At 32.0% G+C, this 26,185-nt stretch carries 29 protein-coding genes and 2 tRNA genes; 10 read left to right on the forward strand and 21 right to left on the reverse strand.

Going from position 1 to position 26,185, the window contains the following annotated elements; genetic code table 11:
• Positions 1–395 precede the first annotated feature (395 nt).
• Positions 396–653 carry a pro-sigmaK processing inhibitor BofA family protein gene (locus tag AAGU07_RS11285; RefSeq protein WP_342459175.1) on the forward strand — a complete coding sequence of 86 codons (258 nt, stop codon included), beginning with the start codon at positions 396–398 and terminating at the stop codon, positions 651–653.
• Positions 654–756: 103 nt separating this feature from the next.
• Here AAGU07_RS11285 and AAGU07_RS11290 read toward each other — a convergent pair whose 3' ends face one another.
• On the reverse strand, positions 757–2,229 hold the full coding sequence (locus tag AAGU07_RS11290; protein ID WP_342459176.1) for an NAD(P)H-hydrate dehydratase: 1,473 nt from the start codon (positions 2,227–2,229) through the stop codon (positions 757–759).
• A gap of 171 nt (positions 2,230–2,400) precedes the next feature.
• Here AAGU07_RS11290 and AAGU07_RS11295 point away from each other — a divergent pair, with 171 nt between their 5' ends.
• The gene (locus AAGU07_RS11295; protein WP_342459371.1) at positions 2,401–4,290 is read left to right on the forward strand and encodes a 3H domain-containing protein; all 1,890 of its coding nucleotides are present in this window, start codon (positions 2,401–2,403) and stop codon (positions 4,288–4,290) included.
• A gap of 17 nt (positions 4,291–4,307) precedes the next feature.
• Positions 4,308–4,493 (forward strand): hypothetical protein, encoded by a 186-nt coding sequence (locus AAGU07_RS11300; protein WP_342459177.1) that lies wholly within the window; start codon positions 4,308–4,310, stop codon positions 4,491–4,493.
• 18 nt (positions 4,494–4,511) lie between these two features.
• Here AAGU07_RS11300 and AAGU07_RS11305 read toward each other — a convergent pair whose 3' ends face one another.
• The 7 genes from AAGU07_RS11305 to AAGU07_RS11335 form a co-directional block, all read right to left on the reverse strand.
• Positions 4,512–5,222 carry a minor capsid protein gene (locus tag AAGU07_RS11305; protein ID WP_342459178.1) on the reverse strand — a complete coding sequence of 237 codons (711 nt, stop codon included), beginning with the start codon at positions 5,220–5,222 and terminating at the stop codon, positions 4,512–4,514.
• A gap of 338 nt (positions 5,223–5,560) precedes the next feature.
• The gene (fhcD, locus tag AAGU07_RS11310) at positions 5,561–6,454 is read right to left on the reverse strand and encodes a formylmethanofuran--tetrahydromethanopterin N-formyltransferase (protein ID WP_342459179.1); all 894 of its coding nucleotides are present in this window, start codon (positions 6,452–6,454) and stop codon (positions 5,561–5,563) included.
• A 474-nt stretch (positions 6,455–6,928) separates the two neighbouring features.
• A complete protein-coding gene (locus tag AAGU07_RS11315; RefSeq protein ID WP_342459180.1) occupies positions 6,929–8,140 on the reverse strand; it encodes a histidine kinase dimerization/phosphoacceptor domain -containing protein in 1,212 nt (403 codons plus the stop codon).
• A 15-nt stretch (positions 8,141–8,155) separates the two neighbouring features.
• On the reverse strand, positions 8,156–8,776 hold the full coding sequence (locus tag AAGU07_RS11320) for a PAS domain S-box protein (RefSeq protein ID WP_342459181.1): 621 nt from the start codon (positions 8,774–8,776) through the stop codon (positions 8,156–8,158).
• Between the two features lie 176 nt (positions 8,777–8,952).
• On the reverse strand, positions 8,953–9,972 hold the full coding sequence (locus AAGU07_RS11325) for a UPF0104 family protein (protein ID WP_342459182.1): 1,020 nt from the start codon (positions 9,970–9,972) through the stop codon (positions 8,953–8,955).
• Between the two features lie 302 nt (positions 9,973–10,274).
• A complete protein-coding gene (locus AAGU07_RS11330; RefSeq protein WP_342459183.1) occupies positions 10,275–10,508 on the reverse strand; it encodes a metallophosphoesterase family protein in 234 nt (77 codons plus the stop codon).
• Positions 10,457–10,744: a YfcE family phosphodiesterase gene (locus AAGU07_RS11335; RefSeq protein ID WP_342459184.1), complete on the reverse strand. Its 288-nt coding sequence runs from the start codon at positions 10,742–10,744 to the stop codon at positions 10,457–10,459. Before AAGU07_RS11335 ends, AAGU07_RS11330 begins: the two co-directional genes overlap by 52 nt.
• Before the next feature lie 160 nt (positions 10,745–10,904).
• Here AAGU07_RS11335 and AAGU07_RS11340 point away from each other — a divergent pair, with 160 nt between their 5' ends.
• From AAGU07_RS11340 to AAGU07_RS11350, 3 genes are all read left to right on the forward strand, one after another.
• Complete coding sequence (locus AAGU07_RS11340; RefSeq protein ID WP_048081795.1) at positions 10,905–11,147, forward strand: TRAM domain-containing protein; 243 nt, start codon at positions 10,905–10,907, stop codon at positions 11,145–11,147.
• A gap of 314 nt (positions 11,148–11,461) precedes the next feature.
• A complete protein-coding gene (locus tag AAGU07_RS11345; protein WP_342459185.1) occupies positions 11,462–12,235 on the forward strand; it encodes a slipin family protein in 774 nt (257 codons plus the stop codon).
• A gap of 288 nt (positions 12,236–12,523) precedes the next feature.
• The gene (locus tag AAGU07_RS11350) at positions 12,524–13,174 is read left to right on the forward strand and encodes a TrkA family potassium uptake protein (RefSeq protein WP_342459186.1); all 651 of its coding nucleotides are present in this window, start codon (positions 12,524–12,526) and stop codon (positions 13,172–13,174) included.
• A 72-nt stretch (positions 13,175–13,246) separates the two neighbouring features.
• Here AAGU07_RS11350 and AAGU07_RS11355 read toward each other — a convergent pair whose 3' ends face one another.
• The 6 genes from AAGU07_RS11355 to AAGU07_RS11380 all read right to left on the reverse strand — a co-directional run bounded on the left by AAGU07_RS11355 (position 13,247) and on the right by AAGU07_RS11380 (position 16,988).
• Positions 13,247–14,053 carry a transcriptional regulator FilR1 domain-containing protein gene (locus tag AAGU07_RS11355; RefSeq protein ID WP_342459187.1) on the reverse strand — a complete coding sequence of 269 codons (807 nt, stop codon included), beginning with the start codon at positions 14,051–14,053 and terminating at the stop codon, positions 13,247–13,249.
• Between the two features lie 285 nt (positions 14,054–14,338).
• A complete protein-coding gene (locus tag AAGU07_RS11360) occupies positions 14,339–14,935 on the reverse strand; it encodes an MBL fold metallo-hydrolase (RefSeq protein ID WP_342459372.1) in 597 nt (198 codons plus the stop codon).
• 66 nt (positions 14,936–15,001) lie between these two features.
• A tRNA-Trp gene (locus AAGU07_RS11365) sits at positions 15,002–15,148 on the reverse strand.
• Between the two features lie 35 nt (positions 15,149–15,183).
• A tRNA-Cys gene (locus AAGU07_RS11370) sits at positions 15,184–15,255 on the reverse strand.
• A 569-nt stretch (positions 15,256–15,824) separates the two neighbouring features.
• A complete protein-coding gene (locus AAGU07_RS11375) occupies positions 15,825–16,391 on the reverse strand; it encodes an Hsp20/alpha crystallin family protein (RefSeq protein WP_342459188.1) in 567 nt (188 codons plus the stop codon).
• Between the two features lie 141 nt (positions 16,392–16,532).
• Entirely contained in the window at positions 16,533–16,988 is a 456-nt protein-coding gene (locus tag AAGU07_RS11380) for an Hsp20/alpha crystallin family protein (RefSeq protein ID WP_342459189.1), read from the reverse strand.
• Positions 16,989–17,344: 356 nt separating this feature from the next.
• Between AAGU07_RS11380 and AAGU07_RS11385 the strand changes: the two genes are divergently transcribed.
• Positions 17,345–17,602 (forward strand): hypothetical protein, encoded by a 258-nt coding sequence (locus tag AAGU07_RS11385; RefSeq protein WP_069585058.1) that lies wholly within the window; start codon positions 17,345–17,347, stop codon positions 17,600–17,602.
• Between the two features lie 178 nt (positions 17,603–17,780).
• On the opposite strand, the gene AAGU07_RS11390 is transcribed toward AAGU07_RS11385, so the two are convergent.
• Positions 17,781–17,966: a hypothetical protein gene (locus tag AAGU07_RS11390; RefSeq protein WP_342459190.1), complete on the reverse strand. Its 186-nt coding sequence runs from the start codon at positions 17,964–17,966 to the stop codon at positions 17,781–17,783.
• Positions 17,967–18,546: 580 nt separating this feature from the next.
• Here AAGU07_RS11390 and AAGU07_RS11395 point away from each other — a divergent pair.
• Positions 18,547–18,705, forward strand: a complete 159-nt coding sequence (locus AAGU07_RS11395; protein ID WP_342459191.1) for a hypothetical protein — start codon at positions 18,547–18,549, stop codon at positions 18,703–18,705.
• Positions 18,706–18,728: 23 nt separating this feature from the next.
• Entirely contained in the window at positions 18,729–20,318 is a 1,590-nt protein-coding gene (locus AAGU07_RS11400) for a DUF2207 domain-containing protein (RefSeq protein WP_342459373.1), read from the forward strand.
• A gap of 22 nt (positions 20,319–20,340) precedes the next feature.
• On the opposite strand, the gene AAGU07_RS11405 is transcribed toward AAGU07_RS11400, so the two are convergent.
• The 3 genes from AAGU07_RS11405 to AAGU07_RS11415 are packed head-to-tail and all read right to left on the reverse strand — an operon-like array spanning position 20,341 to position 22,389.
• The gene (locus AAGU07_RS11405) at positions 20,341–21,165 is read right to left on the reverse strand and encodes a pyrroline-5-carboxylate reductase dimerization domain-containing protein (RefSeq protein ID WP_342459192.1); all 825 of its coding nucleotides are present in this window, start codon (positions 21,163–21,165) and stop codon (positions 20,341–20,343) included.
• Between the two features lie 15 nt (positions 21,166–21,180).
• A complete protein-coding gene (locus tag AAGU07_RS11410; RefSeq protein ID WP_342459193.1) occupies positions 21,181–21,903 on the reverse strand; it encodes a methyltransferase in 723 nt (240 codons plus the stop codon).
• Positions 21,904–21,930: 27 nt separating this feature from the next.
• Positions 21,931–22,389 carry a GNAT family N-acetyltransferase gene (locus AAGU07_RS11415; RefSeq protein WP_342459194.1) on the reverse strand — a complete coding sequence of 153 codons (459 nt, stop codon included), beginning with the start codon at positions 22,387–22,389 and terminating at the stop codon, positions 21,931–21,933.
• Between the two features lie 707 nt (positions 22,390–23,096).
• Between AAGU07_RS11415 and AAGU07_RS11420 the strand changes: the two genes are divergently transcribed.
• The gene (locus AAGU07_RS11420; protein WP_342459195.1) at positions 23,097–23,498 is read left to right on the forward strand and encodes a response regulator; all 402 of its coding nucleotides are present in this window, start codon (positions 23,097–23,099) and stop codon (positions 23,496–23,498) included.
• A 38-nt stretch (positions 23,499–23,536) separates the two neighbouring features.
• On the opposite strand, the gene cofG is transcribed toward AAGU07_RS11420, so the two are convergent.
• The 3 genes from cofG to mptA form a co-directional block, all read right to left on the reverse strand.
• Entirely contained in the window at positions 23,537–24,619 is a 1,083-nt protein-coding gene (gene cofG, locus AAGU07_RS11425) for a 7,8-didemethyl-8-hydroxy-5-deazariboflavin synthase subunit CofG (protein WP_342459196.1), read from the reverse strand.
• Positions 24,620–24,684: 65 nt separating this feature from the next.
• Positions 24,685–25,119 carry a DUF2120 domain-containing protein gene (locus AAGU07_RS11430; RefSeq protein WP_342459197.1) on the reverse strand — a complete coding sequence of 145 codons (435 nt, stop codon included), beginning with the start codon at positions 25,117–25,119 and terminating at the stop codon, positions 24,685–24,687.
• 23 nt (positions 25,120–25,142) lie between these two features.
• The gene (gene mptA / locus AAGU07_RS11435) at positions 25,143–26,120 is read right to left on the reverse strand and encodes a GTP cyclohydrolase MptA (protein WP_342459198.1); all 978 of its coding nucleotides are present in this window, start codon (positions 26,118–26,120) and stop codon (positions 25,143–25,145) included.
• Positions 26,121–26,185 lie beyond the last annotated feature (65 nt).

Raw genomic sequence — 26,185 nt, forward strand, 5'->3', positions numbered from 1 at the left:
TTTTCATTAACACATCCTGATACTGAAAGAGTGAATGAAGATATGGTTATTATCAGAATAATTATTAGAACATTTTTTTTAAGGATACAAACATCTCCATTTTTTATATCATTTAAATTACTGTGCTACGGGATAAACTTATGGTTATGTATTTTGAGGATATATTAAAACGCGATTTGAGCAATAAAACAGTCTTTTAAATTATTGTTTTGTTATTAAAAAGGTTATAATGTATATTTAACACAATATGTTAATATTGGAGCTTTTATAAAATTTGTAAAATCAAAAAATTAATTATAATAAAATTCATTTTTAGTAACCATTTTTCCCCAAAAGCAAAAATAAATCCACAAAAACTTTATTAAGTTCTTTAACTAATATAAAGACGTGATAAAATGTCTATAGAACTTATAGTGCTTGGAATCATAATACTAATTGTTGCATTTGCAGCACTTGGAATTCTGTTTAAAATCGCAGGACTACTGCTTAAAATACTTGTCCATGTAATACTTGGATGGATAGTTCTGTTCCTGGTAAATATACTTCCGTTTGTCCATATCCCTATAAATATACTGACGGTTCTTATTGCAGGGTTTGGAGGAATATGGGGAGTTCTGCTTTTAATACTTGCGCAGATATTAGGATTCTTTTAACTAAATTATTCTTTTTTAATCACTAAGAGTTAATTTCAAAAAATAAAAATAATTTTTAAATATATTGCATGCATTTATCTTATAAAGCTATTACTGCGCCTATTTATCTAAAAGCGTCGTCAATGTACTTCATCATGTCAGTTGCAGTAAAATGATATTCATATTTTACTGAAGCCATGTCTCCAGCTCTTCCGTTTATGTAAGCTCCAAGACAGGCAGCTTCAAATGCATCATGCCCTTTAGCCAGTAGTCCTCCAGTGAGGCCTGCAAGGCAGTCTCCAGTTCCACCAACTGTCATTCCAGGATTTCCAGTTTTATTTAACCTTGTTTTTCCGCCATTTGAAATGATATCAAGAGCTCCCTTTAGGAGAACCACGCATTTATTTTTATTTGAAACCTTTGAGATAATTTCCATTTTATCGTTAAGTCTTTCTGGAACATCTAAACCGAAAAGAGCTTTAAATTCTGCAGAATGAGGGGTAACTATTACTTCATTTTCTATTTCATGGAGTATATCATTATATAATAATTTTAAACCATCTGCATCTATTACCATCGGTTTTTTAATTTCCCCTAATATTTCGTTTAAAGCAGCAGCTGTTTCTGCATCACGACCCATGCCGCAGCCAATTACAACGGAATCTACATTTTTGGAAAGTTCCACTATTTTATCTACATCTTCTTCAACGATGATCTCTTCAGAAAGCGTATGGACGATAAAATCGGGTGAATAGGATCTAATTGGGAGAGCTACGCTTTGAGGACATGCTACATGGACTAAATCTACTCCCGATTTGAATGCTGCATGAGCTGCAAGTGTTGGAGCACCTGAATAATCTCGACTGCCACCTATAACAAGAACTCTTCCGTTGTTACCTTTATGGGAGGTCATGCCCCTTTTTTTGAGCCTTAATAGGTCTCCTTTACCTAAAAATATTTCAGCTTCTTTTGGAATGCCTATATCATACAGGATAACATTTCCAACATATCTAACGGCAGCTTTTTTAAGCCCTGTTTTTATTTCATGAAATGTAAGTGTGAAATCAGCTTCTACAGCTTTATCTTGTACATTTCCTGTCAATGGATCTAATCCACTTGGTACATCAACTGCAATTTTGATACCTTCAGATTTGTTTATTATATCAACTGCACTTGAAACTGGCTCTCTAAGCTTGCCTTTAACTCCAGTTCCAAGCAGTGCATCAACTATAACTGGGGCGGTGACTTTTTTAAGTGTGGATGAATCTTCAATTCTTTTTACTTTAAGAGAATTTAGGTCTGAATTTATATTCTGGATTGCAGTCCAGTTTTGAAGAGTTTCAGGGGATTTAATTCTGTCAGAGTGACCTATAAAAAATAATTCTACATTATAACCGTTATTTAGTAAATGCCGTGCAGTAACAAATCCGTCACCACCATTACCTCCAGTACCTGCAAATATCACAATTTTACATGGATCTAAAATATCAATTATGTGATCAGCTACGGATTTACCTGCATTTTCCATAAGCGCGGGCTTAGAAATGCCTAATTCTTCTGCGTTACTATCAACAGCCATCATATCCTTTGGAGTCATATTATCACGACTTATTTATCTATTAAAAGTTTAATCAAATATCACTAGTTATATAATCTATAAAACAAATTATTTAATTATAACCTTAATTTGCTTTGATAGATTAATATTTAGCTGCATGGTGATTTAGTGGCCCGAATAAATCTGCTCCCAATTATAGAATCAGAAAATATGCCTATTATTTCGTATTCTATATTGATTTATGCTTTAGTTGCATTGATGGCGCTGTTTATTTATGGTATAATTGGATCTATGTATATAATGCATTTAGATATAATTAATTCATTATATTATACTGTTATAACGATAGCAACTGTTGGTTATGGGGATATTATCCCAATTACTCCTGTTCAAAAACTTTTTACAATAACGCTGGTTTTAGGAGGAGTTGGTTTAGTTGCTTATGTATTTACTTTAGCATTAACGGTGATTTCAATGGCTGTAGAAGAAGTTACTTCTGGTTCCAGGCAAAGAAGGAGGATAGCCGCTGCTAAAAATCATTTTATACTTTGTGGATATGGTAGAGTTGGCAGTGCAGTCTTTAAACAGCTTCAAAGAAGGAACCAGGAAGCAATAATAATTGAGAGAAATAGGAATATTATAGAAAAAGAATTATGGGAAGAACCAGAGGTTCTTGCAATTCCTGGAGATGCAACAGATGAGGATATCCTTAAATCTGCAGGGATAAAAAAAGCAAGAGGCATTATAATAGCCACAGGTGAAGATGTTGATAATCTATTCATAACTCTAACTGCAAGGGAACTGCATCCAGAGATATGGATAGTTGCAAGGGCAAGTAAAAGCGAAAATATCAAAAGACTTTACAGATCTGGAGCAGATAAAGTTATATCGCCTGAAACAAGCGGTGGGGAAGATATTTATTTCGCTGCTATCCAGCCGACCCTCATGAAAATTACCATGATGCATGGTGTTTCAAATATCAAAAAAGAAGCCGAAATAATACTGAGATATGGGGCTACCCTGGAAAATATAGAATATCATTTACCTGAGTTTAAGGAACCCCTTGCAAGGAAAATTGAGATTTCTAAAATGGACGAATTAAACAAGTTTATGGATAGTTTAGAGCGTGATCCCTCAAGAAAAAACTCACTGCAAAGGGTATATGAATCGGTAAGTGGAATTCATTCGCATTGGATTTCAGGGCAGGACAGGGAAAGTCTGGATAGGATTGTAGAAGAACTTAAAAAAGAAGGTTTACTTTTAGGAGTTAATTTAAACGACGATGAGATAAAAGAAGCTGCAAGAAAACATGGAAGAATTGTGGAAGTCATCGTAAAACCTGAGATTAAAATTACAGAATCTCATGCTGTTGGTGATATACGCAAAGAAGCTGAAATAATCTTAAAACATGGCTGTACAATGGAAGATATCGAATATTATTTGCCAGGATTCCATGAATCACTCCATAGAAACATAGGATTATCTCGAATTGAAGACATGGATAACTTTTTAAAAAGTCTAGATGAAGATTCAAAAAAGATGGAATCTTTAGAAAGGTTATATTCTCTTTCAGGTGGGGGAATTCATTCCCATAGAATTACAGGGCCTGATACTAAGAGCCTGGCAAATGTTGAAAATGAGTTGAAAGCTAAAGGGTTCTTTTTAGGCGTTAATTTATCTAAAGAAGAAATAGAAACTAAAATTCAGGAATTTGGTAGGGTTGTAGAACTGCTTCTTCGACATGAAGTAACTAATCTCGATGATAAAAAGATAATAGTAGGGCTTAAAGGCAGAATTTTAGATTCAAAGCATTATCTTCCTGGAGTTAGGCAAATCGTAACCAGAAACCTGTACGTTAGTTCAGAAGAAGATGTTAAAAACTGTGAAGATGAACTTAAAAGGCCAGACGCAAGAAGGTCTGTTGAGTCATTATACAAAATATCAAGACAGATACATTCTCATACAGTGGCTGCACCAGACGTCAAGACCATTAAGAAAATTGAAAAAGCGCTTGATAATAAAGGCATACTTTTAGGGGTCAATTTACCTGAAGAGAAAATATGGGAAGTTGTTGAAAGTCAACCTGATGATAATGAATAAAATCAGTAGGTGAAAATATGAAGGCAGAATTGCTGAGCAAAAAATGTCCTAAGTGTGGTTGTAAGGATAAACATATTTTGAAGGATTCAGGAACCGTAGGAATTATTGGCGGGCCTCAACATAAATCATCAACAGGATATAAATCCAAAGAAGGTAAATATAGATGTTCTTCATGCGGCTACATATTTAAGGAAGAAAATTAGCGTATTTACTATTTTTATTTATTTTATGAATATGGCGTTGCATCTGCACAGGGGGTGTAATGGGGGAAGCATTTTAACTTCATTTATATTGAATATCTTTTTATCATATGCTTTACGGCATTTTTCGCATGTATTGAGAGATTTAGATATTTTGAAGTATTTATATCCTTTTTCTTTATGAATACGCCAGTTTCCAAGATTTTTTATTCTACTTATCTCGTTCTTACTTATATTTTCAGCATCCTCAGAATTTAGCGATGTTTTCGATTTGATTTCATTGGTAGCATCTATAACTCCTTTACCCTCGTTAACAACCTTTGCAAGTATTTTGATAATCTGTAATTTTGTATGGTCATCTATTGGGCCTATATATTCAAAATCATACAATTCTGGAATTAATGCAATTTCTTTAAATATGGATCTTTGTTCTTCTACAGAAAAACCCTTTTTAGAAGGCCTTTTACTTTTTAATAGTTTAGTTAATCCGTCTGTGTGGTCAACGCTAATACTTAATTTGTTATTTCCTTTTGAATCAGTATTTTTTTCATCAGGTTCAGAATTTTTAAACGTTTCAACGATGGTTTTTACTCTTTCAGTGTTATAAGGTATATTCAACGAATCAACCTGTATTAGATCGCCTCCACACTCACATTCTTTAAAATCATCTAGTGATTCCCATTCCTGAAGCTTGTAATATCCGTTACATTTAGTACATACGATATAAGGCAATGTAATCCCTTCTATATGCTTATTTAAATTGGCTTAAATATTTCTGGACTCTCAAATGTTTAACAGTCAAATATTATTGATAAGGATCTACCTATTAAACTTACCTAGTCCAGTGTCATGTTAAATCATTCCCAGTTCTAGCTGCTTATATGATTACTATTAATTATTTTTTAAAAATTTTGGAATTTTTAGTATATCTCTGTTACTATCTAAATCCATTAAAGAAAGTATTTTTGATTATTAAAGATGAAAATTGAAAGTTAATCTGGATTATACTATAAAAAAATATTGTCAAAAAAAAGAAAGATGGTCCTCAAATAGATTTTTGAGAATCACATTTAGAAAATTTCGTGAAGCTTGATGTTGCATGTACCGAGGTTTCCACCGAAGTTTCCAGCGCTTATTTTTAAGATACCTGGGACTTTGGTCGCTGCTTCGATTCCAACTTTCATTGCTTCTTTAACAGCTTCTTCGCTTACACCATCAATAACGATTTCGTATACTCCATTTACGTCAGCTGGGATGTCGCTGTCTTCAACTTCATCTTTTAATGTTACACACATTTTTTCGTTGGTGGAAGCACCTAAGAATTTGTATTTGTTTGATCCGACTTTAGAACCTGAAGCTACTACTCCACCTGGGAATGGAGTTATTGCACCTTCAACTGCTCCAATTGCATCTACTGCTGCTTCTGCTGCTATTAATGCTGATGATTGGCTGTCTCCCATTATGAAGAAGTTTCCTCCAGCTATTCCTGATTTAATTCCGAATTCACCTTCAACTAAGAAGTCTCCAGACATAATTGGAACTGAGTAGACAGTTCTTCCATCTATGTTTAATTCTTTTTCGAAACCGTCTCCGAAGAATTTCAGTTTGAATCCTACGTTTAGTTTCTCGTCAGCATCATCAAGAGCATCGAATGCTGCAGTTGTTGCAGCGGTTAGTAAACACATTCCCACACGTTCTAATAACTCATGGTCAAGTTTTTTCTTGCTCATGTTACAGATCATGATCATGTAACCTGGCCTTCCGTCAGGGGTTTCTTCTGGCGGGACGTAGCAGTCTATTCCTGCCTCTGCAGGACAACCGATAACTGATGTTCCGTAACCGGTTGCTTCTGTCGCTGCTATTTTAGCCAGCTTTTTGGTAGCTGCAGTTACAAGTATGCGTGAAACCTGTATTCCAAATGCTTCAGCAAAAGTATCTTCTATTTCTACTCCGTTTATTTCCATGATAATCACCGTCTGATAGTCAGTTAAAAAGAAGTTATATATTTTTCTGTTTAACTTTTTAGGAAAAAGTCCTCAAACACTGTCAAAATTTAGAAAAATTTTGACGTTTACGAAATTGAAAGTTTCGTAACAGCAAAAAATGAAATTTTTTGCATTCATCGAAAATCACAGATTTTCGAATGCTTCGTGTTGGGGATGCTGAAAAAATCGTTGATTTTTTCGAGTGCCGTCGAAAAATTAAGATTTTTTGGGGCATGCAAAACTTCGTTTTGCAAGGTTAAGCAAAACGTACCTGTGAAATAGTATGTTTTCATGTTTGATTTTTTGATAAATTTAAAAGAGATTTGATGATGACAATTATCTATTGGATTAAATGGCAGATTATTGTTTTATTTAATTAAAAATGGCATAATTTTTCACTTGAACCGTTAATTAAAAGAAATTTTATGAATACTGTAAAGGTTTTTATCTGCCTTAAAAAACAATCTTAAATAGGGTTCCTGTATCTCTATAAATATTTATACTACCTGACAGCTGTTTTACAAGGGTAGTTACCAGCTGCAATCCTAATGTTTTTGTATTGTTAAAATCAATATTTTCAGGAAATCCAATTCCATCATCGGCAACTTTAAGCACGTATTTTTCATCTTGAGGATGGAATTTAATGGATACCTTTCCTTTTTGTCCCTGTACGAAAGCATGTTTTAAAGAATTACTAACCAATTCATTTATAATTAAACCACAGGGAACAGCAATGTCTATATTTAGAAGAACATCTTCTACATTAATTTCGGGCTTTATAAAGTTTTTATCAATTCCGTATGAATTAAAAAGTCCAGATAATAATCTCTGGATATAATCTGCAAAATCAATTTTTGAAAGGTCACGAGATCGATAAAGCTCCTCGTGGACCATTGCCATGGATCTAACTCGATTTCGGCTTTCATTGAGAATATTTACTGTTTTTTCATCATTTAAATATTTAGATTGAAGATTTAAAAGAGAACTTATTATCTGCATGTTGTTTTTAACTCTATGATGAATTTCCCGTAAAAGCACTTCTTTCTCCTCTAAAGAAGATTTAAGTTGAGTCTCTACTTTTTTAAGTTCTTTAATATCGCGGGTGATATACACTGCCCCTGAAAATTCATCTTTACTATTAGAAAGGGGATTTCCAACGGTTTCTACCCAAATATAATGTCCATCAGCGTGTTTAAGCCTGTGCTGTATTCTGTTTGGTTTTAAAGTTTGGATAACTAATTGAATTGTATCTATAAGTATTTCAAAATCATCGGGATGGGCCATGCCGATAAATTCATAATCCCTTTTACCAATGATATCTTCTGCTTCATATCCAAGTAGATCTTTAATAGAAGGACTTACATATTCAAAAATTCCTTCACTGTTAACCTGGAACATTAAATCCAGCATATTATCTGTAATTAAGCTTAAATGTTCTTCTCTGTCTTTAATAGAATTCTCAATTTTTTTACGTTCGCTGATATCTTCACATATAAACAATCTTCCAAAATAGTGGTCTTCTTTATCTCTAATTTGTTTAGAGAACCGTCTTATAATTCTGCCATCTGTAAGTGAAATTTCATCTTCCAGGGTTGATCTGTTCTCTTCGTGGTGAAGTGGCGCGCATGTTTCCATAAAGTATTCTTTATCTTCTGCCAAAGGCAATATTTTTAATATGACCTATTTATTTTTAAGTTTACCTTCTTTTATTCCTTTTTCAAGCCCTTTTAAACCCCATAATTTACAAAAATTATGATTAAGGTATAAAACAGAATCAGTTTTGTTATCTATAACATAAAAAGCCAGAGGGGAATTTTCTGCCACAGATCGAATTAGATTAATGTTCCATCTTAAGTTTTTCTCGGTCTTCTTAAGTTCTGTAATATCCCTGACAGTGCTGAGAATAAGTTTCTCAGATTTCACTTCAATGAGTTTTGAATGTATTTCTACAGGTATAATCGATTTATCTTTCTTAAAATGAGTGGATTGGAATCTTAGTTCTTGTTTCACAAGCTCTTCTGATTGAAGATTTAATTTAGAAAATTCAGGAAAATTTAAATCGTAAAGATTTGTTTTCATTAATTCATCTTTAGTATAACCCATGAACTTGCAAGCTGTTTCATTTAGGTAAATGCAGTTTCCTTTAATATCGTGCAGGAAAATAGGATCAACATGCATGTCTAAAATACTGGTTTTTAGCAATAGTTCTTCTTTTAAATTACTATGTCCTTCTATCTTTCCAGTAGTGGAATGTATTTTAAATTTACCCTGCTGTTTTTTAAACAGATCTTCATCATTCATGCACGATCCTCTAATTTAAGATGTTTATTTAGAGTATATCATATAATAATATTTAAAATATTATCAATTTCATATTTAAAATTTATAAATAGAAAAAATATTGTACATTGAGCTTATTTTTACTAAAAAGTAGAGTTGGGCATATATCCGGGTTATTTTAGGTATTCTGATTTTTGTCAACTGTTTTTACTAAAAATTTTGTCTACAACGCCTGTTCCAAAATAAGGAAGTATCGCAGTACCTATGATTGTGGTCATCCAGAATGAAATCAGCCTTTCAACTATGGTTGCTGCAGCACTTATGGATGGTGGAACACCTGCAGCAGAAAATAAAATTATCATCACACCATCAACTGCACCCAGGCCTCCTGGAAGAAGGGGTATCATTCCAAGCAGGGTAGAAATTATAAAAACTTCTGCTATTAATAGGAGTGATACTTCCGCGTTGAATGCGGAAAATACAATGTAAACTCTTAATATTTCAAAAATCCAGATTATAAAGGAAAGTGGGAGTCCATACATCAAAACATTTCTATCTTTTATCATGGTCCGCATGCTGTTTTGGAAACCATGAATAACAGTTAATGCTTTTTCTTCAAGTGTACTGTGTTCCTTTCTAGAAAATCGTTTTATTACCTTTACAAGCCATAATGTGGCTTTTTTACCGAATTCTTTATTTATGGACATGTATAATGCCACTATAAATAGAATAAGCAGGGCTATAACTGCAATTGTAAGGCCTATTACTACTAGTTCTGATAAAGTCATGAATAAAACTAGAGAAATTATGGTTATGACGGCTAAAACCATGAAAGGAAATGTATCAAGTCCTCTATCTGCTATCACTGTTGCAAAAGACTTTTCGAAGGTGGTTTTTGAGTATTTACTTAATATATATCCTCTTACTGGTTCTCCTCCCCCTCTTCCGCTTGGAGTTAGGTTATTAATTGCCATACCTACCATTAACATGGGAAGGAGATGAATTTTTTTAATGTTAATGTCTACAGAATTCACATTTATTGCCCATCGTTGGGTCCATAAACCATAAATTGCAAACTGTATAAGTACTGCAAGAAGCAGATACCATGGATTTGCTAATTCAACTGCACTTACAATTTTGCTTGGCCCTATAATCAGAACCATAGCTACGAGAATCCCAAATCCTACGAGTGATAAGATCAAAGTGCTATGTTTCATATTTTCTGCCCTTATTTGAGTTATACATATATAAAATTTTAATATTGGTTGTGATATTTAACATTACTAATTTTGTCTCATATTCAATTATTAAACAGTTAATTTAAGATTTTTGATAATGTATACAACATAGTATATAACTTTCTCTCATGTCTTATAATCGTGTGCACGAATTATATTTTATGTTAAATTGTAATTATGGAATTAATCTTTAAAACATGTAAACTTACTTCAGGATACAAAATTTACAGTATCCTATTACTTTAGGGGCGATAAAATAGTTACGATCTGTTAATTAATTATTATAAAACAATAGGTTCATAGCTTAAATCTTCAGGATCAAGCAGTATAACCGTTTTTTTACCAGACAGGTATCCGCATATTTCTCCAGGGTTAATCATCATGCATTTTCCCGGTTTAACTTCTAGTTTATGTGTATGTCCCCGTATAACAATATCATAATTCCCGCTTTTAACGAGAGCTGTCACAATATCCTCAGTTGTGCCGTGAATAACTGCAATTTTTTTTCCATACAATTCAAGTTCTTGAAAATCATTGTGGTAGCAAATACCTTAAAAAAATGCCGTAAACCATCTCGTTCGCCGTCATTATTCCCAAAAACGGCTTTAAATTCTGCATTGAGATTTTTAATTTCGTTAGCAGCAAATGGTGAAATCATATCTCCAGCATGTATTACTAATTCTACTTTTGCTTCATTGAAAAATTTGACGGCTTCCCTTATTGCAGGTAAATTATCATGTGAGTCTGACATTATACCAATCATATTTTTATTTATGTAAATAATCTGTATAAAATTGATCATTTATCTTAGATAAAATCAATCTTTTTGAAATTATTAATAACAATATTTATATATCTCTAAAATAAAGAATATTTTAAGCTAGTTTTCTAGCTTATTAGGATGTGATGAATTGTTTAGAAATAATTACGGAAGAGATAATTTCTCAGATAAAGGACCTTCAGCTCCTATTAATGTAGGAGATGAATACGATGTTAAAATTGAAGATGTTGGAAGAGATGGCGACGGAATCGCAAGAATAGAAGGATTTGTTGTCTTTGTATCAGGAGCAAAACTGGGCGATGAAGTTAAAATCAAAATTAACTCAACAAGAAGAAACTTCGGTTTTGCTGATATAGTTGAAGATGTTGAATAAACTTAAATTAAATTTAATTTAATTAATAAGTCTTGAAAATAATGATTTTCACGACACTTCACTCTTTTTTTAATAATTAAACTTATTTTTTTTGTATTTGATTGTTACTTGATAGTTAATTCATATACTGAACTTAAATTTTAAAGCGTTACTCATTTCTATTAGTATATTGACTTAAAGTAAAAATTATAATCTTCTCATATAATCAAAAATTATTTTAGTATTTTAATCATACTTTAATCTTTATATTTAATAGATAGTTATTACATAACTGATGTTAACGTGACTAAGATGTGATAGGAGGTTGTAACAAAATGGCTGATCTCGTAACGCTTTTTATTGTGGGAATTATAATTTTGATTATTTTAGGTCTTTCAATACGTGTAGTAAATCAATATGAAAGAGGGGTGCATTTTAGGTTTGGTAGAGTAATAGGGGTTAAAGATCCTGGGTTGCGCCTGATTATTCCTGTAGTGGATAGGTTGGATAAAGTATCCCTTAGGATTGTCACTATGCCTATTCCTTCCCAAAGAATAATAACTCAGGACAATGTATCAATTGATGTGGCTGCAGTTGCATATTTTAAGGTTGTTAACGCGTATGATGCAGTTGTTGCAATTGAAAATTACAACAGAGCAGTTAACCAGATTGCTCAGACCACTATGAGAAATGTAATTGGACAATTCCTGTTGGATGATGTTTTATCTTCAACTTCAAAGATAAACGAAAGAATTAAGGAGATAATTGATAAACACAGCGAACCATGGGGTGTACAGGTCACTGCTGTAGAAATTAAAGATATCAACTTACCTGAAACAATGAGGAGATCCATGGCAAGACAAGCTGAAGCAGAAAGAGAAAAAAGAGCTAAAATTATTTCTGCTGAAGGTGAATTCCTTTCAGCCCAAAAACTTGGTGATGCTGCAGATATAATAACTGCACACCCAATAGCGCTTCAATTACGTAACTTACAGGTGCTGCTTGAGATAGCAAGTGAGAAGAATTCTACCATAGTGTTCCCTGCAAGCTTCATGTCAACAGTTAGGGACTTAAAGGACTTCATGGAATCAGAAGTGAAGGCTGAGTAAAAGACATAATCATTTCTTTTATTTTTATATATTTGAAAAAAATTTTGTTTTTTTCCATGCAATAACGTGTATTTAGTTTAAGAAACCTTAGTTTATTCCATTTGTAATTTAGACGTTTTTAAGTCGCTTTAATTACAGGTGACATGATAGTTAAAAATTTATTATTAGATATACATTTTTATAGTATGATGAGAAATATTTGAAAGTCTAACGATTCAAATAAATTAATGAATTAACTAATAAAAATTATTTTATTATTCTTAAAATACCCATAATAGAGGCGTAAAGATGTATATAGTGATAATGGGTGCAGGAAGAGTTGGATTAAATCTTGCATCTAACTTAGTTAGTCGAGGGCATGACGTGACCCTTATTGAAAGTGATGACAGCTTATGCGGCAATGCAGCGGCTGAATTGGATGCATTAGTTATTTGTGGTAATGGCACTGATACAAAAACGCTTGAAGAGGCAAATGTAAGTGAGGCAGATGTTTATGTTGCAGCTACTGGAAATGACGAGGCAAATCTTCTTTCTTGTATACTTGTAAAACAATATAATATTCCTAAAATTATCGCAAGGTTAAGTAACCCTGATCATGAAGAAGCATTTAAAAAAGTAGGAATAGACGATGTTATAAGTCCAGAGCTTACAGCAGCAGGCTACCTCGAAAAATTAATAACACGGCCAAAGGTAGCTGACTTAATAGTTATTGGAAAGGGGGATGCTGAAATACTGGACCTTACAGTAAAAAATACTAAGGTTATAGGGAAGAAAATTAGCGAAATTAACCCTACGGATGATTATATAATTGTGGCCCTGTATAAAAATGGTGAAATAACCATTCCTAAGGCAGATATGGTTTTAAATGAAGGGGATAAAGTATCAATTCTTGTTAAAAACCCTGCTGTAAAGGATGTTGTGAAGACATTTACAAAATAAATGTATAAATTTCTTTTTTAAAATAGTTTTAAACTAAATTAATTATTTTTTTAGGTTTATTTTCAGTTATTATCAAATGATTCTTTCAGATCGTTTAAGATAGTATTCAAATAACTTTTTGGTCCATTCAATAGCTTCTTTACTCTCACTATGGAGATCAATATTGAAGTCATACATTCCATTTTTATTAAATAACCCAAATGAAATACAGTTTTCTGTAACAGTAAAAGCTTCCCTAACTTCTTCGCGTATAACATATAATTCAAAGTTATTTGGCACTCTAGTTAATATTTCTGGATTTGATTTGTTTAATACGTCAAGTATGTCCTCAGTTACTATAAGTTGAACATGTGCTCCGTTTAAAACTGCTGATTCAATTGTTTTAGGTAAATATGGATGAAATATTGGAGAAACACCTTTTATAATTTTAGAACTTATTAATAATTGGGTAAAATAATCGAGTACCTTAGTAAGATGGGTAGCTTCAGCTTCTACAATGGTTGAATTATTTAAATCTCCAATTTTTAAAAGTAAATCTTCAGGAATTCCTTCAATTTTATGATCTGACCATAATTTTTCCTGACTTTTGACAGTTTCAACTGTTTTAATTAAATTTACTAATTTAAGGGCAAATATTTTCCCAGTTTGTGATAGATTATAATTTTCTCCATCTTTAAAGATAAAATCGCGTTTTTCAAGCTTATTTGTACCATGGATGATGGTAGATGATTCTAAGTTAAGTTCCTGTTTTAGATCACTCAAATTTTTAGGACTTTCGTTTAGACTCAACAGTATGCTGGTACGAACATTAGAACTTGTTAAAAACTTCAAAAGGTCTGCTGCATTATCGTACTGTTCATAAATACCTTTTGAACTCATATTTTCTACGCCCTTATTGATATAAGTTGTTAGTCCTACCATTACGTAATATTTGAACTTTTAATAGTAATATATTTGTTTTTGTAATTAATTTTATATTAATCAATATAATATGCACATTGATAGAATAAATACTATATTATTTTTATTTCTTGAGCATTATTTTATCTAATAAGTATACGTATCCTATTTAATAAATTAAATTTAAAAATAAATTAAATTTGAATGTTATTAGTGAATTTATATACAAATAACTTTAAAAAATTAAGATTTAAATTAAAAAAATCAATAAACTCCTTTAATCATTCTATTAGATAAATTTATATGCTCTGAACCGTTATCAACTGAGGGGCCGTGCCCTGGAAGTAAATATTCAACATCGAGTTTAGAAAGCTTCTCTAAGGATTCCCTCAGCATAGTTATATCTCCACCAATATCGTACCTTCCAAATCCTCCACCCGCAAAAACTGTATCTCCAGATATCAGTGTTTTACCATTGTAAAGGCAGATGCCTCCTATTGTATGTCCTGGAGTGTGAATTACCTCAAAATCACGTATCTTATCTCCTTCTGTTAATTTAAAATCGATTTTTTGAGGTTTTAAACTTCTTCCAAACATCTGGGCAACAGTTGCAATAGGATCTCCATTTTCAAGTGCGGGGGCATCTTTTTCATGTATTGCAAGTTTAGAATTAAAATATCTGTTTCCACCTACGTGATCGTAGTGGCAATGGGTATTTACAATCAGTGATATGTCTGAAATATTTAAATTTGCTTTTTTCAGCGATTCACGCAAATATTCAATATTTTCGCCGGTTCCAGTATCAACTATAACATCATCAAAGACGTAAATATTAGAATCAGAACCAAACCCTTCAATCATGAGAATATCATTTATTTTCTTCAAATTCAATCACCTTTTGATGATCTTTAAAAATAGTAAAATTAGTGGGGTCACCGGGATTTGAACCCAGATCCTAGGATTTCTCTTGTCTCAGTACTCCAATTGATCATCATTGGGTACTAAACCTCAGAGCGCGCATTTCTTCAAAGACAACTGGAGTCCCAGATGATAGCCTGGTTACACTATGACCCCTAAATAATCATTAATTTTAATTGTTTAAAATTGAAAGCCAAGGGAGAGATTTGAACTCCCGTGTAATGGATCTGCAGTCCACCGCTTCGCCTCTAAGCTACCTTGGCATATCATAGCTCATTAGTTAAATTATGCTGTATTAGTATTTAAACCTTACGGAATGTGGGCTTATAAATTTAACAGAATAACTCAGTCAAATAAGATAAATAAATCATACTTAACTTCTTTTGAAGTTTTTTAGAAACATAATTACAATTAATTATAGATGTATTATAAATTATCTATAATAATACTTTCGTGTTGGCCCTGAAAAATATGAAAGTTGCTACTGTTCTTTATGAAGTTGTAGATAAGGGAATTGTTTAAACTTTTGGCACATAGAAAAGCTGCAGTTTTTTTAAAAATCATTTATGGATGAATGAAGAATAATTTAGGAGTTTAGGCTTTCTTGGGGTTATATTATTTAAAAAAATAAGGATATGTTTATATTTAAATTCTATTCACCAGAAGAATCAATATGTGGAGACATTGGTTAATATCTCACAGGAGGCGGCTGTATTGATTCTCATTTTCAAAAAAGTATATCCCACCCTCTCCAAATAGAATCTAAATAATAAACATGCAGGTTTTTAGAGTTTATTCATAATTAAAGTCTAAATTTACCTGATAATTGCTCTCATTTGATTTCTACTTTGAAGCTTTCCGCCCTGTCTACTTTTGGGGCTTCAACGGTTAAAACATCGTCTTGGAAGGTAGCTTTAGCTTCGTTAGGTATCACTTTTTGAGGGAATTGCACTTCTCGTTTGAAAACACCAGTTGTATTATCGTTTATAGTAATGCTTCCATTTTCGATTTCCTGCGTTATATCAAAGCATGCTTCAACTTTAAGATTTGAATCTGTAATTTTAAGTTTAATATCCTCTTTTTTAACGCCAGGCATGTCTAAATGCACGATTATATTTTCATCTGTTTCTGTAATATCTTTTTCCGGCGCAGATTTGTAGTCTGTAACTGATTTTCCGAAATTGTATTTAATATTATCAGCTGTTCTTGTTGTGGTTTTCAATATTTGTTTAACTAAACTTCTTTTAGTTAGAATGGTATTTTCGCTGTGTCTGTGACTTTTATCTGCTGAAATTGAATTAACAACATTAAAGAATTCTGAAGCTGTTTTTTTCATACCTTTATGTGATTTTTTAGCCATATGTTCTGAAAATTCGGCCATATCTTTTGAAATTGACATTTTTATTATCTCCCAGTATACTTATTAATTTAATTTTAATTTTTAATACTCATTTTTTGATAAATTATGAAACATATTTTGAGTCCTAAGGTTCATGACGTCGCTAAAATAAAGAACCTGCAGAAATTAAAGTTTCATTTTTCATTTGATTTCCAGGGTAAAACTTTCTGTTTTCTCCAATTTTGGAACTTCAACTGTTAAAATGCCATTTTCAAAGGTAGCTTCAGCTTCTTCCGGAACTACTTTCTTAGGGAATCTAACAGATCGCCTCATAACACCTGATTTTCTATCATGAAATGTTATGTAACTTCCTTGTTCGATTTCCTGTGTTATATCAAAATTAGCTACAATTTTAAGGTTGGTTTCGGTAAGTTTTAGTTCAATATCTTCTTTTTTGATGCCGGGTAAGTCCACATGTACTATTACGTCTTCATCTGTTTCAATAATATCCTTTCCAGGTACAAATGTGTAGTCAACCACTGATTTTTCGATATCGTACTTAATACTGTCGATTGTTCGTGCTGTATCTTCCAGCATCCTTTCAACTAAACCTTTCCTATCTAAAATAGTTTTTTTATTTCTATATCTTTTGTTCATATTTTCAGCCTCATTATTTGAGTCGCTTTCATTATATTTCAAAAACAATATATAAACTTTTCCATAAATTATTAAATTTAAAAGCTTATTAGTTGACTGAATATTATAAATATAGATTAATAATTATCATCTGTTGAAAATAGGGTTATAAAATTAATATTAAAGGAACAGAACAACATATAATTGGGTGATGTTAAAATTGGAAGGAGTATAACTAATTAAACAACTAAATTTTTAAAATTTTCAGTTAATATTACATTTTAAAAGAATTATTAAGTTCTTCTTGATTTGTTCTGTTTTTAAATAAGAGTTTATACATAATTAATATTTAGAGATAATGAATGAGGTGATAAAACATGGTACTTGTTCTAGATCCAGTAATAATCGTAAACTTGATTTTTTGTATTATAATAGTGGCCCTTGGTATTGTAGGATATGAAAAAGTTAAAAGTACAGTCCCTCTTTACATAGCTGCAGCATTTGGCCTTTTTGGAATTTCACATTTTGCAACTATTTTGGGTTATGCGAGTTCATTAACAGTCTTAGTGATAATAAGGAGCCTTGCATATATTGTAATTATATACGCGCTGTATAAAATGGCTTTCAGCAGATAAAGCTGTAATTAAAAATTGAAGATTTCGTTAATGGGCTATTGATGTAATTTTAGATATAACTTAAAGTAAAGTCCAATTAATCTATGATTATATCTTCAATTTTAAGCTTTTTTTTTGGTGCAGGATCTTCATCAGGGTAACCTACAGGCAGTAAAGCTACAGGGTAAATATTTTCATCCTATCTGAAGATGTCTCTGATTTTATCTTCTTCTAATGCTCTAATCCAGCAAGTTCCAAGATTAAAATCAAGGGCTCGTAAGACAATGTGTTCAATAGCTATTGCCACGTTAGCTGCTATTTTTGGACTAATCTCAGATATGCTCATTTTTTTCATTTCATCTACATTTCTGCAAATTATATTCACGATATTGTCTTCAACAGCACCTATTTTACCTAAATCCTGAATTCCAGAGGCTGAACCTTCAATATAATCTGAAACATCGGCACAGCAAACTAGTACAATTGGGGCCGGACCAATAAAAGTTTGATTGTGGGCTGTTCGACAAGTTTCATCTTTGTTTCCTTATCTTTAACAATCTTAAAACGCCATGGATGTGCATTGCAGCCGGAAGGCGCAAGTCTTGCAGCTTTTATTAATTCTGTTATATGATCCTCTGGAAGGGATTTGTCCTTGAATTTCATTATACTTTTCCGGTTTTCGATTGCGTTTTTAGTGGTTAAAATTTCTTTTTCTCATATTTAGAGAATCTTTATAAAGTAATGTATCTGCGAAAATATAAACATTAGTAGAATATTTAATTCCAATCATATTAAATAACAAAAGAATAATTATTATTAAGTGAAGCATGTCTGTCATTTATACAAATATAAAGTTATATTTAATTAAATTAGATATGGAAGATTTAATGGGATTAATTAGATTAATAATGTGATTATCATTTGGGAAAAAGATTATACTCTCAAATTTAAGTTTAGGTGATCTAATGAATATAAAACATTTTATTTCATTTGTTTTGTTATTTATAATTGTTATTTCTTTATTATCTGGCATTGCTACTGCTTCAGATCAAAAGGGAAGAAGTTATTCTATTCCTTCTGCGAGTATTGATCTTTTTGTGGAAGAAAATGGTATCTTCATGTAAAAGAAAAAATTCATTATTCATTTATAGGGACATATAATGGTGTTTATCGTGATATACCCATCAAATCTGGAGAAAAGTTAGCGAATCTAAAGGTATATGCTGAAGGTGCATATTGCTCTTATAATGTTACCAATCGTATGGACGAGAAGTCTATAAAGATTTTTCTTTACTCTGATCCTCAAAAGAGTGCTCCCATAAATGATAGGGATGTAGATGTTTTTATAGAATATGATTTTGTTAATGTAATAAAAATTTACAACGATGTTGCTGAACTCCAGTATAAACTATGGGGGGAAGGATGGGAACAGGATGTAGGCCAGTTAACGGCTAATATTCATTTAAAATCAAATAATGGAGTACAATACTGGTTAAATCCTCCATATCTCGTCCAAAATACTACGTGGCATAATCAAACCCTGAGTATCACTACTAAACCTATTTATTCAGCTAATTGGTTTGAGTTATTGATGGCCATACATTCTAATCAGTTTTTAAATAGTACTCCCTATGCGCTGCGGTTTAAATCAGATATACGTGGATACCTTGAAATTACCCAGAAAAATTATGAAAATGAATTAAATTTTAAAACAAAAGTATACTCTTTACTTACAATTCTAATAATTTTATGTGCACTTTTTCCATTATTCATCTATTTTAAATTTGGCAGGGAGCCAAAAATTGATTATCTAAATGAATATGAGAGAGATTTGCCTTCTAATGATCCTCCTGCAGTTATAAATGCTTTATATGGCAGTGAATTAGTTGGAGATCCAGATATAAATGGATTTAGGGCGACAATAATGGATTTAATAGATAGGGATTATTTAAGATTTAATGAGGATCCTTCAAATGATGAAAATTCTCTTGCCCTCAAAATAACATATAAAGATCCATCGAAACTTAAAAATTTTGAAAGAGATGTCTTTGAATTCTTTAAAAAATTTGAGGAAGATCGTATTGTAAATTTAAATAAATTAAAAGACGAATTAAAAAAGAAAGAAAATGCAAAAATTTTCATGCATTTTTATCTTAATTGGAAATATCATTTAAAAGAAGAATTATTAGATGATGAAACAGTTAAAAAAGTATTCCATAAAAAGGGAAATAGATATCTGAAGATATATGGATTGATAGGATTAGAGGCAGCTTTCTTCCTGGTATTTTTAATGGGGGATAATATCCCTGCAGCTATATATGCTAAATATGCTGCAATTATTCTGGGAATCGTTGCAATAATCTCTTTGATTACTCCTGCAAAAATCCCTGGACAATGGACAGATTACGGCAGGTTAAATTATGAGAAATGGAAAAAATTTAAAAGATATTTAAAAGAATTCAGTATGATAAAAAAACACACTCCGGAGTCTATTGAAGTATGGAATAAATATCTTGTTTATGCCACTGCATTTGGAATAGCATCGGAGGTTATAATGGACATGGAAGAGATTTTTCCTCTAGATCAACTAGCTAGGAGTGCCATGTATAATTTCCATTATTGGGGTGGTTTTAATGCTATTTATATTGGAACAAATAGTGGTATGAGCGTTGGTTACGCTAATGTTGGAGGCGGTGCGGGAGGTGGCTCTGGAGGCGGTGGAGGAGGAGCTTTTTAAACTAAGCTTCTTTGAAATAATTTTAATTAATCATTTGATTGTTTAACGCCTCTTTAATTTTCTTGTTCTTAGTTAAAGTAGTCTTTAAAAGCTCATCGAAGGTATTTGGCAGTTCTTTTTCCAGTATTTTAACACCTTCTTCTGTAATGCCTCCTTTTGTGGCTACTCGTGAAATTACCTCTTCAAAACCCATATTTCCTTCATAAAGAAGTTTTGCAGTCCCATAAAGGGTCTTTATAACCATGTCTTCTGTTTCTTGAGGAGTAAAGTTACTATTTTCAGCACCAGCTTCGGCGAATTTCATGAAGATTTCTGCAATGAATGCAGGAGCGCAGCTTGTTAAATCAGATCCTGCTTCAAAATTTTCTTCATCAATGATTTTTACATTACTAATTGATCTGAAGAGATTATTTACAAAATTTGCTTCTTTTTCAGTTACTTTTTCGTTGTGACAGATAAGAGAAACACCTTCATTAACCTTGGAGGTTAGACTAGGTATGACTTTGGTAATTTTCCCTGGAAATGCACCTTTCACATTCTCAATGGTTAAAGCTGCTGCAATGTAGGTAATATGAGAATCTTCTGAAAGTTCATCTTTCATTTCTTCAATTACTTCTTTTACTGCAGATGTACCTACAAAAATGAATATTTTACGGCATTTCCCCGCTAAATATGCATTGTTATCTGTAATTTCAATTTCAGGATATTTTTTTTTAATATCCTCCAGTTTGCTCTTTGTTCTATTTGAAACAATGATTTCATAAGGTTTTATAACATTGGAAGATAGAAAACCTTCTATGATCATGCTCCCCATGCTTCCGTAACCTATAAATCCAATTTTAGACATATTTTGCTCTCCTTTTTATTTCTGGCCGCCGTAAACAGAAAAAATCCCATATTTATAGTAACAGTCGACGTTACTGAAACCGACGGATTTCAGCAGTTTTAACTGGTTTTCCAGTGTATCAGGATTATTATCTGGATTGTTTTTATACTGATCAGGTATGTTCTTGAAACTTTCTGAATGTTCCATTTTTGCCTCATTTTCTATTATCCATTCTTTCCAGAGCTTGAGATACCAGTTCTCTAGACTTTCTGTTGGAGCACGTATAACATCCATATTTAAAAAGAATCCGCTTGGATTCAGATGATTATAAACATATTCAAATAGAGTTTTCTTTTCATCTTCCTGCAGGTGGTGTATGGCTAAAGATGAAACAACAAAATCAAAAGTTTCAGATAATAAATTACTATTAACTAGTTCCTGGAATGTATTTTGAATAAATTTTAAACCCTGATATGATTTAAATCTATTTTTTGCGTTTTCAACCATTTCTGCAGAGCCATCAATTAAAGTTCCTTCAAGGTTTGCATCAATTTGTAGAAGCTCATGAGTTACTCTACCATCACCACATCCAAGTTCTAGGATTTTTATGGTTTTATTGTTATCTGCTAAAAAGTGTTTATACAGTGATTTCATTATTGCAAATAATTTCTGTCTTTCCAGGATATACATATCTGCGTTTTCAATAAATTCTAATGCTGCTTGCTTATTTTTCCATTTAGATTCTTCAAACTCACTCATAGGAACCATCAAGTGTTTTAATTATTTTTATAAATTTATTTTCTCTAAATATGCTAAATTTAAGTTTTCAGTTAATTTTTCGGTTTTAAATTCTTTGTAACCAAGTTTTTCGTATAGTTTTAGATTTTTCGTACTCTTATGCCCTGTAATAAGCTCAAATCTTTCACAGCCATTAAAAATATTCTCTATTTCCATCATTAAATTTGTTCCAATTCCTTGATTCTGGAAATCAGGATGGACTATGAGTTTTCCAATGTAGCATGTTTTAGGATCGATTAGTAATGCTCTTACTGAGCCAATTATCTTCTCATTTTCCACTACCTTAAGGAATACGTGGTTTTCAAATTCTTCTTCTACTTCTTTTAATGTTTGAACTAGAGGGGGAATATTAAAATCATTATAAAGCTCAGCTTCGCTTTTATATGCCAGTTTCTGTAATTGAAGTATTTCTTCCAGATCTGAAAATTCAGCTTTTTTAGTTATCATTTTTAACCAACTTTACTAACTAATTTCAGGTTAATAATGTATTAAATGCATTGAAAAATTGATAAAAATTGGGCAATAAATTGACTTAACATTATTATTTAAAATGGAATATATGGAATTTCTTAAAGATCATCTAGATCCTTTAAATGATTTAGTTGGGTTTAGATTCTGCACATAATTTATACTTATTGTATAATTTCAGATTCGCAATTGTAAAATAATTAAAGCATAATTAAAATAAGTAGTATATTTTTTATTTGATCCATCTTTAGAATCTATACTTTTTGATTGTTATCATGCATAAATTACTATGATTTGTAGAACCCAATTTTAAGTTCCTATTTAATAATAAAATTGTAAAGTTAATATGGAGTTATACTTTATATTAAGTTTTATTCAGTATAAATAGACATTTTATGTCAATTTAATATTGTATAAATATAATTAAACTGTTAATTTTGTTTTATTTATAATTTGAATCTGTGATATGCCTCTAAATTTTGACATTTGGTAAAAGAAAAAATAGGTTAATATTCATTTTTATGCAATTTAGTCAATTTTTAATGTATTTTCACGCAAAATACGTTTTTTTAAGCAAATTGGGGCTTATATTGTAAAAATTATAACGTTTATATGTAACGAATAATAATATATTATAGTGTAGTAATACAAAATTTGGAAAATTTATTAAATGGAGTTAGTGACATATGTCGGATACAACAATTTTGATTGTTGAAGATGAAGCCATGACTGCAATGAATCTCCAAAATTGGTTTGAGTTTTGGGGATATAATGCCCCTCTCATAGCATGCTCCGAAAAAACAGCTCTTAAAAAAGTTCAGGAGATAAAAGTAGACTTAGTACTCATAAACATAGAACTTGGAAATATGAATGGCCGAATAAATTTTGCTAAAAAAGTAGCTGATAATTTTGATACGGCCATTGTATATATAACCCCTTATTTCAATAATGAAATTATGCAGCATATGAGGGCTACAAAACCCTATGGATGTATATTTAAACCTCTTGAAGAAAATCAATTAAAATATACAGTTGAAAACGCTCTTTACAAAAGGAAAATATATAAAAGGTTTATTGCAAGTAAATAAAAAAAAATAATTATTTTTTTCTTCTTTTTTCAACATTTTTATTTAAATGAATTAATCTTTTCCATAATCCGATTACTTAAAAATTCAGAGGATATAAAATCAGGATACACTGGAAGCCTTTCATCTAAAGATGATCCCATTTCTTCTGTCATTTTTCTAAGATCTTCTAATTCTGGCCATGGAGCTTCTGGATTTACGAAGTCCTTTGTAATCGGTGAAACTCCTCCCCAGTCATCAGCTCCCGCAAGGAGAAATACCTGAGCATTATGATTATTTAAGTTTGGAGGGACTTGAACTCCAGTATTTGGGAATAAAAGCCGTGTTACAGCAACCATTTTTATCATTTCAATTACAGAGGGTTCTTTCCATGATTCCATGGGGATCCCTTGTTTTGGCGTGAAATTTTGAATGATAATCTCCTGAATATGGCAGTATTTATCATTAATACGTTTTATTTCAAGGAGTGATTCCGCCCTTTCTTCTATTGTTTCCCCTATTCCGATAAGCAGTCCTGTTGTAAATGGAATGTTTAACTTTCCTGCATTTTCAATTGTTTTAATTCTCAGCTTGGGATCTTTTCCAGGGCTTTTCTCATGCACAATTGTTTTCATAAGTCTTTTACTTGTATTTTCAAGCATTAAACCCATAGATGCATTTACTTCCTTTAATACTTCCAGTTCTTTCTTTTTTAGCACTCCTGGATTGCTGTGAGGTAAAAGTCCTGTATTTTTTAGGGTTTCATCACAGATAAAATAAAGATAGTCTACCATATTTGAATACCCTTTATCTTCAAGTGCTGCTTTTACTTGCGAAGTTTCTTCAGGACGTTCTCCAAAGGTAAAAAGAGCTTCTCTGCAATTATATTTATCTGCTTCCTTTAAAGTATCAAAAATTTCCTGATAATTCATTAAAATTCGCGCTTCTTTATCATCTGGAGTTTTTTTGAATGTGCAGTATCCGCATTCATTTCTGCAGATATCTGTAAGTGGTAAAAAAACATTTTTAGAATATGTAATTGTGTCATTATCCCTTTTGGACTCTGCGGTAGAAATTAAAGATAGAATATCTTTACCTTTTGCATTTAAAAGGGATATTATTTCTTCTTTTGAGTAGTGGGGCATGCTATCTTCCGTTTAATTTGTAAAAATAGTAATTTAAAGTTTATAAAAAAGGAGGAAAAAAATTATTATTCCATATTTGCAGCAACCACTTCAACGAACTGTGGGCCTATTCCGCTTTTATCTTTCCATGTAACGATAAAAGTCCCAACATTATCAATGACGCCTAATGTATATGCTACATTACAATTCATGGCTTCTAAAGATTCTTTAAGCAGGTAAACTCCTGTAATATCAGTTTCACCGGGAATATCGACGCTTTCTCTTATTCGTTCATCCATTATGCCGATGATGTTCCCGCCTTCTTCGGAAAACATATCTATCTGGCGTGCACCAAGACTTTTTAAAAGATTTGAAAGAACTGCGTCCAGTTCTTCATTAAATCGTTTTCTTGACATTCCTCTTACAATGAGAATATTATCGGCATCTATGGCAGGTTTTGATCCATGGAATGCCTCTAAATCACCCATTACCTGACCCGCAATTTTGTGTATTGGCTTCACTTAGTATCCTCTCCAAAATGATCTCAGTTACAAATTGTTTTAGTAGACTGATTATTTTCTTCTATACCTTCAATTTCGTACTTTAGTTCACCTAACATCGCGACTTTTTCTGCAAATGCGTTATGTCTGTGTATACTTTCCTCATTTATCTGTCTTACAGTTACTAATGTATCATCTGGAAGGTGAGAATATTCATTCACGATTTTCTGTACCATATTTCTTACGCAGTCTTCAACAAACATTGGATGTTCATGCGCGTGGACCACAACTGCATTTTCATCGGACCTCTTAAGAAGTTCGCATACTGAAGAGCTCATTGAGTCTTCTATAATCCTTATAAGGTCTTCGCCGCGGATCATATGTTGTTCTGGGACTTCTATCATGATCATCCCTCTTCCCCTCTGGTTGTGTGATGCAAGAGATACTGTATTTAAGACTTTTTCAGTTGTTTCTTCATCTAAAAACTCCAGAAGTTTCTGTCGTGAACTTTCTTTTATAGATTCCTGTGCGCAAGGACATGCTGTCATTCCAACAACTTCAGCACCGATCATCCTTCTTATCACGACTTTATCTCCATCTCTGTAACCGCTGGCGTCTGCCATGATTTTGGTCATTTCCTGAGTTTTCATTTTTGTAACAGGAGATTTTTTTATGAACATGAAATCGCTTTTCATGCTTACTTCTGCCCTTCTTGCGTATTTGTGTTTTTTAAGAAGAAGACTTACTATTTCGGCACATACGTTTTCTATTTCAACTGCTGTGCTTTCCATAGCTTCTTGAAGAACTTCGCTAATGGCTTCTGGGTTCCTGGACATGTGGATCCCTCTTTGCGTACTTGGAAGATCCACAAAGGCGTCGAAGGTAGGTAGAAGTACTATGGGTCTTTTCCCTTCTCTTTCAATTTTTAAAAGTTTTTTAACCCCGCTAACTCCGACCCTTGTAAGATGTACAGGGATAGTGGGTACTTTATCTTGTGTGTCTGGAAAACATGTGATAGACAAAATTTTTCACCCCGATTGATAATCATTTAGTATTTTAGAACTTAAATGTTTAAGTAGATCATAAA

Source organism: Methanobacterium sp., from assembly GCF_038562635.1.
GTDB lineage: Archaea > Methanobacteriota > Methanobacteria > Methanobacteriales > Methanobacteriaceae > Methanobacterium_D.